This is a genomic window from Pseudomonas sp. M47T1 (assembly GCF_000263855.1).
Classification (GTDB): Bacteria; Pseudomonadota; Gammaproteobacteria; order Pseudomonadales; family Pseudomonadaceae; genus Aquipseudomonas.
In genome coordinates, this window is record NZ_AJWX01000021.1 from 12,714 (window position 1) to 30,069 (window position 17,356).

The 17,356-nt window shown below is 63.1% G+C and carries 15 protein-coding genes and 1 pseudogene; 12 read left to right on the plus strand and 4 right to left on the minus strand.

Annotated elements, in window-relative coordinates; all coding sequences use genetic code 11:
* Positions 1-47: 47 nt before the first annotated feature.
* From PMM47T1_RS20170 to PMM47T1_RS20195, 6 genes are all read left to right on the plus strand, one after another.
* Entirely contained in the window at positions 48-794 is a 747-nt protein-coding gene (locus PMM47T1_RS20170; RefSeq protein ID WP_008372393.1) for an amino acid ABC transporter permease, read from the plus strand.
* Positions 791-1,459 (plus strand): ABC transporter permease subunit, encoded by a 669-nt coding sequence (locus tag PMM47T1_RS20175; RefSeq protein ID WP_177323397.1) that lies wholly within the window; start codon positions 791-793, stop codon positions 1,457-1,459. The genes PMM47T1_RS20170 and PMM47T1_RS20175 overlap by 4 nt, the downstream gene beginning before the upstream one ends.
* Positions 1,456-2,190, plus strand: a complete 735-nt coding sequence (locus PMM47T1_RS20180; RefSeq protein WP_008372397.1) for an amino acid ABC transporter ATP-binding protein — start codon at positions 1,456-1,458, stop codon at positions 2,188-2,190. Before PMM47T1_RS20175 ends, PMM47T1_RS20180 begins: the two co-directional genes overlap by 4 nt.
* 58 nt (positions 2,191-2,248) lie before the next feature.
* Entirely contained in the window at positions 2,249-4,168 is a 1,920-nt protein-coding gene (locus tag PMM47T1_RS20185) for a sensor histidine kinase (protein ID WP_008372399.1), read from the plus strand.
* The gene (locus PMM47T1_RS20190) at positions 4,165-5,487 is read left to right on the plus strand and encodes a sigma-54-dependent transcriptional regulator (protein WP_008372401.1); all 1,323 of its coding nucleotides are present in this window, start codon (positions 4,165-4,167) and stop codon (positions 5,485-5,487) included. The genes PMM47T1_RS20185 and PMM47T1_RS20190 overlap by 4 nt, the downstream gene beginning before the upstream one ends.
* Before the next feature lie 133 nt (positions 5,488-5,620).
* On the plus strand, positions 5,621-6,787 hold the full coding sequence (locus PMM47T1_RS20195; protein WP_008372403.1) for a hypothetical protein: 1,167 nt from the start codon (positions 5,621-5,623) through the stop codon (positions 6,785-6,787).
* Positions 6,788-6,808: 21 nt separating this feature from the next.
* Here the strand turns inward: PMM47T1_RS20195 and PMM47T1_RS20200 are convergent, their stop codons facing one another.
* Complete coding sequence (locus tag PMM47T1_RS20200) at positions 6,809-7,570, minus strand: MipA/OmpV family protein (RefSeq protein WP_008372405.1); 762 nt, start codon at positions 7,568-7,570, stop codon at positions 6,809-6,811.
* A gap of 216 nt (positions 7,571-7,786) precedes the next feature.
* Here PMM47T1_RS20200 and PMM47T1_RS20205 point away from each other — a divergent pair, with 216 nt between their 5' ends.
* The 5 genes from PMM47T1_RS20205 (at position 7,787) to PMM47T1_RS20225 (ending at position 14,023) form a co-directional block, all read left to right on the plus strand.
* Positions 7,787-8,485: an MtnX-like HAD-IB family phosphatase gene (locus tag PMM47T1_RS20205; protein WP_008372407.1), complete on the plus strand. Its 699-nt coding sequence runs from the start codon at positions 7,787-7,789 to the stop codon at positions 8,483-8,485.
* The gene (locus tag PMM47T1_RS20210; RefSeq protein ID WP_008372408.1) at positions 8,478-9,875 is read left to right on the plus strand and encodes an aspartate aminotransferase family protein; all 1,398 of its coding nucleotides are present in this window, start codon (positions 8,478-8,480) and stop codon (positions 9,873-9,875) included. The genes PMM47T1_RS20205 and PMM47T1_RS20210 overlap by 8 nt, the downstream gene beginning before the upstream one ends.
* Positions 9,876-9,892: 17 nt before the next feature.
* Positions 9,893-10,717: an alpha/beta hydrolase gene (locus PMM47T1_RS20215; protein WP_008372410.1), complete on the plus strand. Its 825-nt coding sequence runs from the start codon at positions 9,893-9,895 to the stop codon at positions 10,715-10,717.
* A gap of 166 nt (positions 10,718-10,883) precedes the next feature.
* The gene (locus PMM47T1_RS20220) at positions 10,884-12,641 is read left to right on the plus strand and encodes a sensor histidine kinase (protein ID WP_008372411.1); all 1,758 of its coding nucleotides are present in this window, start codon (positions 10,884-10,886) and stop codon (positions 12,639-12,641) included.
* Entirely contained in the window at positions 12,638-14,023 is a 1,386-nt protein-coding gene (locus PMM47T1_RS20225; protein WP_008372412.1) for a sigma-54-dependent transcriptional regulator, read from the plus strand. Before PMM47T1_RS20220 ends, PMM47T1_RS20225 begins: the two co-directional genes overlap by 4 nt.
* Positions 14,024-14,043: 20 nt before the next feature.
* On the opposite strand, the gene PMM47T1_RS20230 is transcribed toward PMM47T1_RS20225, so the two are convergent.
* Both PMM47T1_RS20230 and PMM47T1_RS20235 read right to left on the minus strand, forming a co-directional pair.
* A complete protein-coding gene (locus PMM47T1_RS20230) occupies positions 14,044-15,036 on the minus strand; it encodes an alpha/beta fold hydrolase (protein ID WP_081492684.1) in 993 nt (330 codons plus the stop codon).
* Positions 15,037-15,228: 192 nt separating this feature from the next.
* A pseudogene (locus PMM47T1_RS20235) lies at positions 15,229-15,831 on the minus strand (5-methyltetrahydropteroyltriglutamate--homocysteine S-methyltransferase); the annotation flags it as partial.
* Between the two features lie 88 nt (positions 15,832-15,919).
* Here PMM47T1_RS20235 and metR point away from each other — a divergent pair.
* Positions 15,920-16,837 carry a transcriptional regulator MetR gene (gene metR, locus PMM47T1_RS20240; protein ID WP_008372415.1) on the plus strand — a complete coding sequence of 306 codons (918 nt, stop codon included), beginning with the start codon at positions 15,920-15,922 and terminating at the stop codon, positions 16,835-16,837.
* 34 nt (positions 16,838-16,871) lie between these two features.
* On the opposite strand, the gene PMM47T1_RS20245 is transcribed toward metR, so the two are convergent.
* Positions 16,872-17,270, minus strand: a complete 399-nt coding sequence (locus tag PMM47T1_RS20245) for an NUDIX hydrolase (RefSeq protein ID WP_008372416.1) — start codon at positions 17,268-17,270, stop codon at positions 16,872-16,874.
* Positions 17,271-17,356 lie beyond the last annotated feature (86 nt).

Consider the following 17,356-nt stretch of genomic DNA (forward strand, 5'->3'; position numbering starts at 1 on the left):
GGCTGGTTGCAGGTGCCCGTGAATCACCAATCCAAGGGGAGACCCTGATGAATTACAACTGGGACTGGGGCGTGTTCTTCAAGTCCACCGGTATCGGCAACGAGATCTACCTGGACTGGTACCTTACCGGCCTGGGCTGGACCATCGGCATTGCCGTTGTCGCCTGGATCATTGCCTTGCTGCTGGGCTCCGTGCTCGGTGTGATGCGAACCGTGCCCAACCGCTGGGTATCGGCCGTTGGCACCACCTACGTCGAAATCTTCCGCAACGTGCCTTTGCTGGTGCAGCTGTTCATCTGGTATTTCGTGGTACCGGACCTGATGCCCCAGGGCTTCCAGGACTGGTTCAAGCAGGACCTCAACCCCACCACCTCGGCGTTCCTGAGCGTAGTGGTGTGCCTGGGCCTGTTCACTGCCGCCCGTGTCTGTGAGCAGGTGCGCACCGGTATCCAGGCGCTGCCCAAGGGCCAGGAATCGGCGGCCCGGGCCATGGGCTTCAAGCTGCCACAGATCTACTGGAACGTGCTGCTGCCCCAGGCGTACCGCATCATTATTCCGCCGCTCACGTCGGAATTTCTCAACGTATTCAAGAACTCCTCGGTGGCCTCGCTGATCGGCCTGATGGAATTGCTGGCGCAAACCAAGCAGACCGCCGAGTTCTCGGCCAACCTGTTCGAGGCCTTCACCCTGGCCACGCTGATCTACTTCACCCTGAACATGAGCCTGATGCTGCTGATGCGCCTGATCGAGAAGAAAGTCGCGGTGCCCGGGCTGATTTCCGTGGGAGGTAAATAATGGACTTCAGTGGAATCATCCCTGCCCTGCCGGGCCTGTGGAACGGCATGCTGATGACCCTGCAACTGATGGTCATGGGCGTGATCGGCGGTATTGTGCTGGGCACCCTGCTGGCGCTGATGCGCCTGTCGTCGAGCAAACTGCTGTCGCGACTGGCCGGGGCGTACGTCAACTACTTCCGCTCCATCCCGTTGCTGCTGGTGATCACCTGGTTCTACCTGGCGGTGCCTTTCGTACTGCGCTGGATCACAGGCCAGGACACGCCCGTGGGCGCGTTCACCTCCTGCGTCGTGGCCTTCATGATGTTCGAGGCTGCGTACTTCTGCGAGATCGTGCGCGCCGGCGTACAGTCCATTTCCAAGGGCCAGATGGGCGCGGCGCAGGCGCTGGGCATGACCTACGGCCAGATGATGCGCCTGATCATCCTGCCCCAGGCATTTCGCAAGATGACCCCGCTGCTGCTGCAGCAAAGCATCATCCTGTTCCAGGACACCTCGCTGGTGTACACCGTGGGCCTGGTGGACTTCCTCAACGCGGCACGGGCCAACGGCGACATCATCGGCCAGTCCAACGAGTTCCTGATCTTCGCCGGGCTCGTCTACTTCGTCATCAGCTTCTCCGCCTCGCTGCTGGTCAAGCGTCTGCATAAAAGGTTAGCCGTATGATTTCCATCAAGAACGTCAACAAGTGGTACGGGGACTTCCAGGTGCTGACCGATTGCAGCACCGAGGTCAAGAAAGGGGAAGTGGTGGTGGTGTGCGGCCCGTCGGGTTCGGGCAAGTCCACGCTGATCAAGTGCGTGAACGCACTGGAGCCGTTCCAGAAGGGCGACATCAACGTCGACGGCACCTCGATTGCCGACCCCAAGACCAACCTGCCCAAGCTGCGCTCGCGGGTGGGCATGGTGTTCCAGCATTTCGAGCTGTTCCCACACCTGACCATCACCGAGAACCTGACCATCGCGCAGATCAAAGTGCTGGGCCGCAGCAAGGAAGAAGCCACCGCCAAGGGCCTGAAGCTGCTTGAACGCGTGGGCCTTTCAGCCCATGCGCACAAGCACCCGGGGCAGTTGTCCGGTGGCCAGCAGCAACGGGTGGCGATTGCCCGCGCCCTGGCCATGGACCCCATTGTCATGCTGTTCGACGAACCCACTTCGGCGCTGGACCCGGAAATGGTCAACGAGGTACTCGACGTGATGGTGCAACTGGCCCACGAAGGCATGACCATGATGTGCGTCACCCACGAGATGGGTTTTGCCCGCAAGGTCGCCAACCGGGTGATCTTCATGGACAAGGGTCAGATCGTCGAAGACTGCCCCAAGGAAGAGTTCTTCGGTGACGTGAGCGCACGTTCCGAACGTGCGCAGCACTTCCTCGCCAAGATCCTGCAACACTAAAGCCCCCGGCGGGTACCTGTTTCGGGTACCCGCCGCTGGCAGGCCCCAAGGCACTGTGATGAAATGCGACCCTGATCACTCCCGTGCGACCTCGCCTGCCCTTGCCGTGAAACCCCGTCTGATTCGCCAACTGTTCCTGCCCCCTTTGATCCTCCTGCTGACCGTGGGCCTGGGTTATGCCGGCTATCGCGTCAGCCTGTACAACGGCATTCGCACCCTGGGCGAAAGTGGCGAGCGGCAGTTGGAACTCAACGGCCGCGCCGTGGAAAGCGAGATCAACAAATACACCTTCCTGCCCAGCCTGCTGGAGCTGGAAGACAGCGTCTCGACGCTGCTGGCCGACCCCGACGGCGAAGGCCACCGCCAGGCCGTCAACGACTACCTGGAAGGCCTCAACCGTCGTAGCCACAGCAGCGCCGTGTACGTGCTGGACACCACCGGCCGCGTGCAGGCCACCAGCAACTGGCGTGATGCCAACAGCTACCTGGGCGAAGACCTGTCCTTTCGCGCCTACTTCCAGGACGCCATTCGCGGCCAGGACGGTCGCTTCTACGGCATCGGCACCACCACTGGCGAACCTGGCTATTACCTGGCCCATGGCCTGGAGGAGCACGGCAAGATCGTCGGCGTGGCGGTGGTCAAGGTGCGCATGGAGTCCTTGGAGGAGCGCTGGCAGAAGGCGCGCCTGGAAGCCTTCGTCAGTGACGAGAACGGCATCATCATTCTCTCCAGCGACCCGGCACGGCGGCTGAAGTCGGTACGGCCGCTGACCCCGGAGATCAAGGAGCGCCTGGCGCGCAGCCTGCAGTATTACTGGTTCTCGCTGACCGAACTGCAACCGCTGGAGCGCGAAACCCTGGCCGATGGCGTGGAGCGCCTGAGCTTCCCCGCCGCTGGCCCGCGCCCCGGCAGCCAGCGCGAGGTCAGCTACCTGGCGCAGACGCGCGAGCTCAAAGACACCCCCTGGCACTTCACTCTGCTGACCCCGCTGCAGGACCTGCGCCGCGAGGCCATCATCCAGGGCGTGCTGGTGGCCGTGGCCTTCGCCTTGCTGGCCTTCCTGCTCATTGCCTGGAATGAGCGGCGCAAGGTCATCGCCACGCGCCTGGCCGCCCGCGAAGCGCTGCAAGAGGCCAACAACCTGCTGGAACGGCGCATTGCCGAACGCACCGAGAACCTGCGGGCCAGCAACGAGCGCCTCAAGAGCCAGATCCGCGAACGGCGCCAAGCCGAAGAAACCTTGCGCAAGGCCCAGGACGAACTGGTGCAAGCGGGCAAACTGGCGGCCATCGGTCAGATGTCTACCAGCATTGCCCATGAACTCAACCAGCCACTGGCGGCCCTGCGCACCCTGTCGGGCAACACGGTGAGGTTCCTGCAACGCGGCGCCCTGGACACCGCCAGCACCAACCTGGCCACCATGAACCAACTGATCGACCGCATGGGCCGCATCACCGCCAGCCTGCGTTCGTTCGCCCGCCGCGGCGAGGACCGCGGCCGCGCGTCACTGGCCCAGGCCGTGGACGCCACTGTGCAAGTGCTGGCAGCACGCATCGAGGAACAGGGCGTGCAGGTAAACCGGCAGTACAGCGACGCCACCCTGCCCATGAGCCAGACACGCCTGGAGCAGATTCTCGGCAACCTGGCCGGCAACGCCCTGGATGCCATGCAAGGCGTGGCCACCCCGGTGCTATGGCTGGAAGGTGAAAGCCTTGAAGATGGTCGCTACCGCCTGCGGGTGCGCGACAATGGCCACGGTGTTGACCCGCAGACCCGCCAGCACCTGTTCGAACCGTTTTTCACCACCAAACCCGGCGAGCAGGGGCTCGGCCTGGGCCTGACCCTGTCGGCCAGCCTGGCCTCGGCAGCGGGCGGCAGCCTGGCTGCCGAACACCCGGACGAAGGCGGCACCGCCTTCGTGCTGACCCTGCCGCCGCTGGTTCCCCCACCGCCCTCTTCATCAGCCGAGCCGTCATGAACACCTCGCTTACCGTACTGATCGTCGAGGACGATCCCCATGTGCTGCTTGGGTGCCAGCAGGCCCTGAGCCTGGAAGACATTCCCTGCCAGGGCGTAGGCAGCGCCGAAGAAGCCCTGGCACTGATCGGCGACGACTTTGCCGGCATTGTCGTCAGTGACATTCGCCTGCCGGGCATCGACGGCCTGGAACTGCTCAACCGCCTCAAGGCCCGTGACCCGAGCCTGCCGGTAGTGTTGATTACCGGCCATGGCGACATTTCCATGGCCGTGGGCGCCATGCGCGGTGGCGCCTACGACTTCATGGAAAAGCCCTTCTCTCCCGAGCGTCTGGTGGACGTGGTGCGTCGCGCCCTGGAGCAGCGCGGCCTGGCCCGCGAAGTAACCTCACTGCGCCGCCAGTTGGCGGGCCGCAGTACCCTGGAGGGGCGCATCATCGGTCGTTCGCCGGCCATGCAGAACCTGCGTGAACTGATTGCCAACGTCGCCGACACCTCGGCCAACGTGCTGATCGAGGGTGAGACCGGCACCGGCAAGGAACTGGTTGCGCGCTGCCTGCACGACTTCAGCCGCCGCCAGCCACAGCCATTCGTGGCGCTGAACTGCGGCGGCCTGCCGGAGAACCTGTTCGAAAGCGAAATCTTCGGCCACGAGGCCAACGCCTTCACGGGTGCCGGCAAGCGCCGCATCGGCAAGATCGAACACGCCAATGGCGGCACGCTGTTCCTCGACGAGGTCGAGAGCATGCCGTTGAACTTGCAGATCAAGTTGCTGCGGGTATTGCAGGAACGCACCCTGGAGCGGTTGGGGTCCAACCAGAGCATCGAGGTGGACTGCCGGGTGATTGCCGCCACCAAGGCAGACCTGGATGAGCTGAGCCGCAACAACGGCTTCCGCAGTGACCTGTATTACCGCCTCAACGTGGTCACCCTGGAACTGCCGCCGCTGCGCGAGCGCCGTGAGGACATCCTGCAGTTGTTCGAATACTTCCTGGAACAATCGGCGCTGCGCTTCGACCGCGAGATACCGGTGCTCGACAACCAGACCCTGTCACGGCTGATGAGCCACGACTGGCCGGGCAACGTGCGCGAACTGCGCAACGTCGCCGAGCGCTACGCCCTGGGCCTGCCGGCGTTCAAGAAAAGCGGCACGCAAAGCGCATCGGGCGTCGGCTTTGCCGAGGCGGTGGAAGCGTTCGAACGCAACCTGCTCAGCGACGCCCTGGCGCGCAACAACGGCAACCTCAGCCAGGCCAGCATCGACCTGGGCATGGCCAAGACCACACTGTTCGACAAGGTCAAGAAATACGGCCTGTCATGACCATCAGCCCGAAGCTGCAGCCCTGAGGCAGCAGCGTCGGATAAACGATGAGTCGCGAAGCAAAGAGGCTGTATATACCTAATATATCCTGCATACTATAAAATATCTAAGGCATGATATTAACGGATAAACGATGTCGCCATCACGCCCACTGTTCAAGCGTTCGCTGCTCGCGCAAGCCCTGGCCCGTGATGTGGCCGGTGAGTCGTTTGTCGATTACAGCTCCGGCCTGTTCCTGGCTGCTCCCCGTCGCACCGGCAAAAGCACGTTTCTGAACAACGACTTCATCCCAGAGTGCGAAAACCGCGGGTGGCTCGCCGTTTATGTCGACTTGTGGGCAGCCCGTGATAGTGATCCGGCCCAACTCATCTCAGGGGCAATTGGCGCCGCCCTCGCCCGCTTCGAAAACCCGGTGAGCAAGGCGGCAAAAAAAGCTGGGGTCGAGAAAATCAGCCTGCTGCGTACGCTTAGCTGGGACTTCAGCAAGCCACAATTACCCTCCGGCACCACCCTGGCAAAGGCGTTGGAGGTGTTGCACAGCATCTCCGGCAAGATGATCGTGCTAATCGTCGACGAAGCGCAGCATGCGCTCAATAGCGAAAGCGGCCTCAATGCCATGTTTGCCTTGAAGGCAGCCAGGGATCACTTGAACCGTGGCCTGCAACCAGATGGCATACGCCTGGTCTTCACAGGCTCCAGCCGGGACAAACTCGCCAACCTGGTACTCAAGAGCAAACAACCCTTTTTTGGCGCGAACATCACCTCATTTCCCCTGCTGGGGCATGATTTCGTCGAGTTTGCCACCCATCTGTGGAACAAGCGGCTCGCCGACAGCAATCAGTTCAGCGCCGACGATATGGAATACGCCTTCGAGCGAGTCGGCCGGCGTCCGGAAATGCTCAATCAACTGCTGACTGAAGTCAGCGTTGGGCGAGGCGAGGCGAGCAATCTGGGTGAACTACTGCGCACGGGGGCACTTAACCACCAGGCCGGTATCTGGAGCGACTACGAAAGCGCCTGCAATGACCTGTCTGCATTGCAACTGGCAGTGCTCAATGTCATGGCTGAACGGACGATAGGAAAACAAGCATTTGCGCCCTTTGCGGAGCAGACATTCGAGGACGTGAACCGCAAGTTGGAACAGGCCCACGCAGAGCCAAACGCTTCCACGCCCAATGTGCAAAAGGCCCTCGACGCCCTGCGAGACAAAGAGTTGGTGTGGAAGGCGAACCGCGGCGAGTACGCCCTCGAAGACTGCGCCATGGCCCAATGGCTGACGCGGGTCAACAAGGCCGACTGAGCCTGCGCGCAATACGAGCATTCAGAACTTGTAGGCCACCGCCGTCTGCACTTCGCCCTGGTTTACGTGCCCGCGCTGGCTGACGATGGTGCTGTCGGCCGCCGAGTTTTCCAGGTGTATCCAATTGACGTTGGCCAGCAGCGACCAGTGCGGCGCCAGGGGGAATTGCGCGCCTTGGCTCAGGGTCCAGTTCTGCAGGCCGCCGCTGGCGCGGTAGGTGCCAATACCACTGGCCTGGGCTTCGTTGGCGTCGACGCCGAAGTAGGTCTGGTTCATGCGCTGGTCGGCGAAATGCGCCACCAGTTCCGTGGCGCCGAACACCCCGCCACCCAGCGGGTAATCGAGCTCGGTACCCACGCGCCCCAGCGCGCCGCCCTGGCCATGACCGCCGCCTTCGGCACGCCCAGCCTGGGCATACACGCGCCAGAAGTCCACGGGGCTGTACTGCACGAAACCGCCCAGCTCGACCATGTCCGGCACGTCACGCAGGCCGCGCAGACGGTCGTTGCCGTTGCGCCCTTCCACCAGGTTGGTCATGGGGCCCGCGCTCCAGCCGTTGCCGGTCTTGAGCGCCGCCCAGGTCAGGCCTTCATCGGAATCGAGGCCGAAGTTGCCCCAGGTCAGGTCCAGGTAAGGCATGGGCTTGGTTTCGTAATGGCTGCCGGTGGGGTCGCTGGGCTGGTAGGACAGGCCCACGCCGGCATCGCCGGTCAACGGGGTGGCCCAGGCGCCGGTGGACAGGCTGGCCAGCAACAGCGCCAACAGCCGGTTGATTCGTGACATTGAAGTTCTCGCGACGTTTTTCGTACGCGCATGAACGCGCACGCGGAGGTGGGCGCGCAAGCACTCATGTTGTTTGTAGCAACCTACAAAAATTGTAGCCTGGGCCATGCAGCCATGCTCTAGAGCCCGCCAAACATGGACCTGCGCATGTTGGCACGGTCCCTGCTCTTACCCCTGGCAAGCGCAAAGTGCGCTGCTGACCATAGGTAACTGCAGATGATGCACTGGCATATCGTGTGTGACTTCGACGGGACCATCACCCCGAGCGACGTCATCGACAACATCCTGGATCGCTTCGCCGATCCGCGCTGGGAAGCCATCGAAGCGCAATGGCTGGCCGGTGAGATCGGCTCGCGTGAATGCCTGAGCCAACAGTTGGCCCTGGTCAAGGCCCAGCCGGCACAGCTGCTGGAATACTTTGACAGCGTCACCATCGACCCCGACTTCGCCCCCTTCGTGGAGCTGGTGCTGGAACGTGGCGCCACCCTGGCCGTGGTCAGTGACGGCCTGGAACAGGCCATCGCCCGCATCCTGGCGCGCAACGGCGCGCCGCTGCTGCCGATCATCGCCAACCAACTGCGCCAGGTCGACGCCGACAGCTGGCGCATCGTGTTCCCCCACGCCAGCGACGCCTGCCGCGCCGCCTCGGGCAACTGCAAATGCAAGTCCTCGCCCGCCAGCAAACGCATCCTGGTGATTGGCGACGGCAAATCCGACATGTGCGTGGCCGGCACCGCCGACTTCGTCTTTGCCAAAGGCAGCCTGGCCGACCACTGCGAACGCAATGGCATCGCCCACGCCCGCTTCGATTCCTTCGCCGAGCTGCCAGCGCTGCTGGCCGCCCTGCCGCAAGACACCCGCAACACCGTTCCACACCTTAATTCAGAACAGCAGGAACTCTTCCACCATGTCTAACATCCCGCGTATCACCAGCGAAGAAGACCAGATCCTTCTGGACAAAGAATCGCGCTACTGCTCGTTCGGTGACACCGTTCACTACATCGAGCCACCGCGCATTTTCAGCCGCTGCGAAGGTTCCTACGTTTACGACACCAACGACCAAGCCTACCTCGACCTGCAAATGTGGTACTCGGCGGTCAACTTCGGCTACGCCAACCCGCGCCTGAACAACGCGCTGAAGCAGCAGATCGATACCCTGCCGCAAATCGCCAGCCAGTACCTGCACAAAGGCAAAATCGAGCTGTCGGAAATGATCGCGGTCGATGCCAAGAAGAAATTCGGCATGGACGGTCGCGTTCACTTCAACGTGGGCGGTTCGCAGTCCATCGAAGACTCGCTGAAAGTGGTGCGTAACGCTTCCAACGGCAAGAGCCTGATGTTCGCCTTCGAAGGCGGCTACCACGGCCGTACCCTGGGTGCTTCGTCGATCACCTCGAGCTACCGCTACCGTCGGCGCTATGGCCACTTCGGCGAGCGCGCACAGTTCATCCCGTTCCCGTACCACTTCCGCGGCCCTAAAGGCATGACCAAGGAAGAGTACGGCAGCTACTGCGTGAAGCAGTTCGCCCGCCTGTTCGAAACCGAATACAACGGTGTATGGGACCCGAAAACCCAGCAGTGCGAATACGCAGCCTTCTACGTCGAGCCTATCCAGGGCACCGGCGGCTACGTGATCCCGCCGATGAACTTCTACAGCGAGCTGAAGCAGGTCCTGGACCAGCACGGCATCCTGATGGTCGTCGACGAAATCCAGATGGGCTTCTACCGTACCGGCAAGCTGTGGTCGATCGAGCATTTCGACGTAAAACCCGACGTACTGGTATTCGGCAAGGCACTGACCAACGGCCTGAACCCGCTGGGCGGTATCTGGGCTCGTGAAGAGCTGATCAACCCGGGCATCTTCCCACCAGGTTCGACTCACTCCACCTTCGCCTCCAACCCACTGGGCACTGCCGTGGGCCTGGAAATGTTCAAGATGACCAGCGAAGTCGACTACGGCGCCATGGTCATGGCCAAGGGCAAGTACTTCCTGGCTGGCCTGGAAGACCTGAAGAAGCGCTACAAGATCGTCGGCGACGTCGACGGCCTGGGCCTGGCACTGCGCATGGAAATCTGTGGCGAAGACGGTTTCACCCCGGACAAGGCCAAGCTCGACGAAATGGTCGAGGAAGGCATGAAGGGCGACATCGAAATCGACGGCAAGCGTCTGGGCCTGATCCTCGACGTGGGCGGCTACTACAAGAACGTGATTACCCTGGCTCCGTCGCTGGAAATCAGCTACCCGGAAATCGACCTGGCCATCGCCCTGCTCGACCGCCTGCTGCACCGGGTAACCAAGAAGTGAGTGCCGCGCAGATCGATATGGGTGTTGGCGACGCCAGCTTCGTGCTCGGCAACGGCCCTGTGGCTGTGCTGCTGATCCACGGGCTGACCGGCACCCCCACCGAGCTGCGCAAGGTTGCCCAGGGGCTGGCCAAGAGTGGGTACACGGTGTACGTGCCCACCCTGGCTGGCCACTGCGGGGACAACGCCGATCTGCAAGCCACTACATGGCGCGACTGGTACAACAGTGCGCTGAAGACCTTCGAAGGCATCCGCAAGGTGCACGAGCAGGTGTTCGTCGGTGGCCTGTCGATGGGCGCGGTCCTGTCGATGCACCTGGCCGCCCAGCGGCCAGGCGAGGTGGCCGGGTTGCTGCTGTACTCGACCACCTTGCGCTATGACGGCTGGAACATGCCCTGGGTGGCGCGACTGACGCCCTTGTTCATGGCCTTCCCGTTCGGCGTGCACATCTGCCGTTTCAACGAAAAACCGCCCTACGGGATCAAAAACCCGCGGTTGCGCGCCATCGTCGAAAAACAGATGAAAGCCGGAGAAAGTGCCAATGCCGGGCTGTTGACCATGTCGGGCATCAGCGTGCGCGAGTTGCATCGCCTGGTGGCCGAGGTCAAGCGCGGCATGCCGTCGATCAAGGCGCCGGCGCTGGTGCTGCACTCCAGCGAAGACGACATCACCAGCCGCTGGAACGCCGACTACATCGAAGCGCACATCGGCGGCCCGGTGACCAAGATCCTGCTCGACGACTGCTACCACATGATCACCGTGGACCTGCAATACCCGAAAGTGATCAGCCTCAGCGCGGAGTTCATTCAGCTTCACGCACCGGGCCTTGCCCAGGCATCCTGATACACCCGACGCTTCGCGTCGGACCACATGCTAATCTGCGCTTTGCGTGGGAGCGAGTTCTACCCGCGAAGCAGGCGCTGCGGTGCCCCAAACACGACGTGGAGCCTTCTTCGCGGGTAGAATCCGCTCCCACGGACCCGCGCAGTTGCCAGATAAGCGAGTATCGATGACACCGCCTGAACCCAAACCGTCCACCTTTCGACTGTCGCGCTGGAACCTGCAACGCAAGTTGATCCTGGCGTTCTGGTTGGTCAGCGTGGTGCCGACGATGATCGCCGCCGAGCTGGCCGCCACTACCCTGGCACAGATTTTCGACAGCAACGTGCGCGTATGGCTGCAGGAATCGACCAAGATCGTCGAAGACGAAATCAGCGAGATACTGCGCGACAACGCCCGCGTGGCCCAACTGTTCCTGCGTTATGCCCGGGCCGACGAACCCACCGAGAAAAAAGCCGAGCACCAGGACAAACTCATCAGCGACATTGCCGATGCCATGGGCATCGACGTGGTGGCCCTGATCCGTACCCGCGACCACAAGGTGGTGTTCTCAACCGCCACGGCCGATGTGGTACAGCAGATCAGCCTGGCCCCCGACGCAGTGCTGCAAACCATTCACAACGGTGGCACCACCATCGGCACCGTGGTGTCGACCTTCCCTACCCAGCAGGACGGCGAAGACTACCAACTGCTGGTGGCGACCTTTCTGGACAACAGCTTCCTGACCAGCGTGGCCGACGTGCACACCCTGGACCTGCGCCTGTACCTGTCCAGCGATCATGGCTTCGCCGAGGTGTTTTCCAGCCAGCGCTTCGAAGACCACCCCGCGCTGCTACCACGCCGCATCGAGCAAGTGCTGCGCGACACCAAAGACCCCACCGAGCAGTTTACCAGCCAGTACAGCGGCCTCTACCGGCCGTTGCTCAACGACAAGGGTAACCTCCAGGGCGTGGTGTTCAGCGGCCTGCTGCGCCACAGTAGCCTGCTGGGCCTGGTCAACCAGAGCAACCTGTTTGCCTTGATATTCCTGCTCAGTTCGGCCTTGTCGCTGGGCGTCGGCACCCTGGTCACCCGGCGCCTGACACGGCCCATGCGCGCCCTGTCCGAAGGCGTGCGCGCGGTGACCGCCGGCGACTACAGCCAACACGTGGAAGTGCTGGGCAACGATGAACTGGCCGAATTGGGCGTGACCTTCAACCACATGACCGAAGGCCTGCAGGCCCTGCAACACCTGGAAGCGCAGATGCGCCGGCGCGACCGCCTGCACACCATGGGTGAGGTGGCCATGGGCCTGGCCCACGAAATCCGCAACCCGTTGGGCATCATTAAGACGGCCACGCAGTTGCTGCACCGCCGCGCGGCCTTGCCGGAGACGGACATGCGCCACCTGGAGTACGTGATTTCCGAGGTCACGCGCATCAACGAACTGATCACCGAGTTCCTCGACTTCGCCAAACCCAGCCCGCCCATCCGCACGGTGATGCCGGCGCGGCCGTTGCTCGAAGAAATTCTGGGCTTCTGCGCCCCGGAGCTGGCCACCCATAACATTCACGCACGCATCGATGACCTGGCCGCCGGCGCCACCCTGTATGCCGACAGCCGCCAGCTCAAGCAGGCCTGCCTGAACCTGGTGCTCAACGCCATCGACGCCATGCCCGACGGCGGTCACCTGACGCTGGGCATCGCCAGCCAGGGCGCCGATACGCGCCTGAGCATCGAAGACGATGGCCAAGGTATCTCCAGCGAACTGCAGGAACGGATCTTCAACCCGTTCGTCACCACCAAGGCCTCCGGCACCGGCCTTGGGCTTGCAAAAGTGTTCTCGATCATGGAAAACCATGACGGTCGTGTCGAGTGCATCAGCACCCCGGGGCAAGGCGCCACGTTCAACCTGTACATCCCGGCCCGCGAAGGAGAGCCGTCTTGAGCCATAACGTTTTGGTAGTCGATGACGAACCGAAACTCTGCGATTTGCTGGTGTCGGCACTGAGCCAGGGCGAGGTGCAGGTGTTCACCGCAGGCAACGGCCTGCTGGCACTGGAAGTCATGGAGCAGGAAAGCATTGACCTGGTGATCAGCGACTGGCGCATGCCGGGCATGGACGGCCCGCAACTGCTGGCCGAGATCAAGCAGCGCTTTCCCCAGGTGCCGGTGATCGTCATGACCGCCTACTCCACGGTGAAGAATGCCGTGCAGTCCATGCGCAATGGCGCCTTCGACTACATTGCCAAGCCGTTCGACATCGACGAGCTGGACATCACCGTGCACAAGGCCCTGCAGTTTCGCGATATTCTGCGCGACAACGCACGCATGCGCGCCGAGCTTAATCAGCACCAGCAATTCGACAGCCTGGTGGGTGAAAGCCCGGCCTTTCGCCGCGTGCTGCAGGCCATTGATTCGGTGCGCGAGAGCAGCGCCACCATCCTGTTGACCGGCGAGAGCGGTACCGGCAAGGAGATGGTCGCGCGTGCCATTCACCAGCACGGCAATCGCGCCGACCAGCCGTTCGTGGCGGTCAACTGCGCGGCCATTCCCGAGGGGTTGCTGGAAAGCGAAATGTTCGGCCACCGCAAGGGGGCCTTTACCGGCGCGGTCAGCGACCGTATCGGGCGTTTCCAGCAGGCGGACAAGGGCACGCTGTTCCTCGACGAAGTGGGCGACATGCCCCTGGCCCTGCAAGCCAAGATTCTGCGTGCCTTGCAGGAGCGCCTGATCGAACCGGTGGGCGACACCCGCGAGCGCAAGGTGGATGTGCGCGTGATCGCCGCCACCCACAAGAACCTGGTGGAAGCCGTGGCGCGCAAGGAGTTTCGCGAAGACCTGTACTACCGCCTCAACGTATTCCCCATCCCGCTGCCTGCCTTGCGCGAGCGCTGCGAGGACATCCCCGGCCTGGCCCACCACTTCGCCGGCCTGCTGGGTGCCGAAGCCGGCAAGCGCATCACCGGCTTCAGCCCCCAGGCCATGCAGTCGATGCTCAACTACCCCTGGCCGGGCAACATACGTGAACTGCAGAACTGCGTGGAACGGGCCACCATTGTTGCCCAGGGCGCGACCATCGAGCAGCAAGACCTGCCAGCGTACCTGTTCGATGCCACCGGGAGCCCCAGCGAAGAAAGCACCCCTGGCGGCGTGCCTGCCGACCTGGACGGCAAGCTGGCGGAAGTGGAGAAAGCCTGGATTCTCGCGGCCCTGCAACAAACCAACGGTGTGCAGGCGGCTGCCGCGCAACTGATGGGCATCAGCGAGCGCAGCCTGTGGTACCGGCTGAAAAAGCTCGCCATCCAAGTCAGCAAGTTTGCAAGATAGCACCGCTAGCTACGAAGGGTTTACAGGCCGGCCACTGGCGCATCGCGCAGCTTCTGCGCATCCAGGTACGGCAGCACCGCCGCCAGCAACGGCGCCTTGAACGCTTCCTGGAAGCGATGGGCCAACCCCGGAATCAGCCGCAACTCACTGCCGCGAATATGCGCCGCCAGGTGCACGCCGTGCATCACCGGCAACAACGGGTCGGCCGTGCCATGCACCACCAGGGTCGGCACCCGCAGCCGGTCGAGCAACGCCACGCGGCTGGGCTCGGCAAGGATCGCCAGGATCTGGCGCTTCACACCCTCGGGGTTGAACGCCCGGTCGTAGGACACCGCCGCCTGCTGCAACAGCATCCTGCGATCGTCCACCACGTCGGGGCTGCCCAGGGCTGCCAGCAGGTCGGCCTGCTGTTCGATGGCCACCTCGCGATTCGGCGCGCTGCGCCGCGCCAGCAGTTGCAGCAAGGCCGGGCTGGGCATGGGCAGCCCCGGGTCACCCGAACTGCTCATGATCAACGTCAGGCTTTCGACCCGCTGGGGCGCCATGGCCGCCATGTGCTGGGCAATCATGCCGCCCATGCTCGCGCCCAGCAGGTGGAAGCGCGCCACGTGCAGGCTGTCCATCAGGCCAAGACCATCGGCGGCCATGTCGGTGAGGCTGTAGGGAGCCGAGACAGGCAAACCCAGTTTGTAGCGCAGCACTTCGAACGTCAGGTTGGCGCTGTCGGGCGCCTGCACCCAGCTGGACAGGCCGACGTCACGGTTGTCGTAGCGAACCACTCGAAAACCCTGCTGGCATAGGGCAATCACCACTTCGTCAGGCCAGTGGATCAGTTGCCCGCCCAGGCCCATGACCAGCAGCAACGCCGGGTCCGAATCACGGCCAATGCTTTGATACGCCAGGTTGACGTCCTTGAGCGGTGCGTGCTGCACCGGGACGTTGACGTCGCACGTTGAAGATGCAAAGGATGAAAGGCTGCACAACAGTGCCGCCAGAAACAGAATTGCCCGCATGAAAAACACCAAAAACGCAGATCCCCAGTAGAGCGCGAGTTTGATGAACTTCAGGCGAGCGCGCTGCCACAGTTCAGTGACAGTTTGATGAACGGCGCCAGGCGGTCATCACGTGGTGATGGGGCACGCCCCCGATGCCGGACGAAAATCGGGCAGCAGCCCGCCCAGGTCGGCCAGCCAGCGCGCGCCCACCAGCCACAGGTTGTCGCCAAAGCGGCGGCGCGCTGGCTGCAGTTGTGCCTGCACGGTTTCCAGCTCGCAGCACCACAGGTCGGCGCCATCGGTAGCCACCCCAAGGGACAGCACTTTATAGCTGGGCACGCGGTCCAGCACGGCGGTCAACTGCTCCGGCGCACCGGCCAGGTCCACGTGCAAGCCATCCACCGGCAGGTGCGCGGCCAGGCCCAGGTTGTCCTGGAGCGGGCCGCCGTAGACCGCCAGCAGCTTTTTCAGCGGCGAGTACTGGAGGATGTGATACGCACGCTCGAACGCGCTTTTCCAGGCCTGGGGCAAATCGTGGGTGAGGATGGGTTCGTCAATCTGCACCCACTCCACGCCCAGGCGCGCCAGGCGCTGGAGGATTTCACCGTACACCGGCAACAGCCCTTCAAGCCGGGTCAAGGCACGTACGTCGCTGCCGTTGGCGCGGTGCAGCCACAGGTAGCTCAACGGCCCCATCAGCACTGGCCTCGGCATTTCGCCACGCGCCCGGGCCTGTTCGACCTCGTCCAGCAGGCGTTGGGTGTAGAACGAAAGGTCGTGGGGGGTGGTGACTGCCATGGGTGTGACTCCGTAATCGATGGCTCATTATCGACATCCCGCCCAACATGAGACAAACTCAATATATTCGTGTTGATCACAAGATTTATTCATAGAGGCCGTCATGCTCGAGATTCGTCACTTGAAAACCCTGCACGCCTTGCGCGAGGCGGACAGCCTGGTGGAGGCCGCCGAGCGCCTGCATTTGACCCAGTCGGCCCTGTCCCACCAATTCAAGGAACTGGAAGAGCGCCTGGGCCTACCGTTGTTCATGCGCAAGACCAAGCCTATCCGGTTCACCAGCGCCGGCCTGCGCCTGCTGCAACTGGCCGATGCCACCCTGCCGCTGCTGCGCGGCGCCGAGCGTGACATCGCGCGCCTGGCGGGCGGTACCGCCGGGCGTCTGCACATGGCTATCGAATGTCATAGCTGCTTTCAGTGGCTGATGCCCACCATTGACCAGTTCCGTGACGCCTGGCCGGAAGTGGAGCTGGACCTGGCCTCGGGCTTCGCCTTCGCGCCCTTGCCGGCACTGGCGCGCGGCGACCTGGACCTGGTGGTGACCAGCGACCCGCTGGAACTGACCGGCATTACCTACGTGCCACTGTTCACGTACGAAGCCATGCTGGCGGTAGCCAACCAGCATGCGCTGGCCAGCAAGCCCTATATCGTGCCGGAGGACTTGGCCAGCGAAACCCTGATCACCTACCCGGTGGAGCGCGACCGCCTGGACATCTTCACCCGCTTCCTGGAACCGGCCGACGTTGAGCCTGCGCACGTGCGCACCTCGGAGCTGACGGTGATGATGATGCAACTGGTGGCCAGTGGCCGCGGCGTATGCGGCATGCCGCATTGGGCGCTGCATGAATACAGCTCGCGCGGCTACGTGAAGGGCAAGCGGCTGGGCGAGAAAGGCCTGTTTGCCACGCTGTACGCCGCCGTGCGCGCCGACATGCTCGATGCACCGTACATGCGCGACTTCCTGCTGACAGCCAAGGACACCTCGTTTTCGACGCTGGAAGGTGTGAGCGCGGTGCGCTGATATTTCCGTTTGCAGCCGTCGCGTTTGGCCGCGGCTACAAGGCGGCGAAGATGGGCAGGATGTGATCCCGGGTCAGCGCTGCCAACGCCAGCTGTGCATGGCTCTCACGGTCCACCCACACGGCCTCTTCGATCTCGGCGGCGATGGTCACTGGCCCGGCTACGTCTACGCGAAACAGCTCGCAGCGCACCTCGAAACCCGGCTCGTTGGCCGCTGGCGCGCTGAAGGCACCCAGGTACTGCGCTTGCGCGGGGTCGATCCGTACGCCCAGTTCCTCGTCCAGCTCACGGGCCAGGGCATGCACCGGCTGCTCGCCGGGCTCGATCTTGCCGCCCGGCTGCATGAACGCCAGGGTATGGCGTTTGCGCACCAGCAAGGTCTTGCCGTCCGGGCCCATCAGCAAGGCGGCGGCGATGTGAATGGTTCGACTCATGGCAGGCCCCAAAAAGCGCGCAGTATACCGTAGCAGCCTGGCGGCAGCCGCTACACGGGTTGAAACTTGCGCGCGGGTGGCGCATC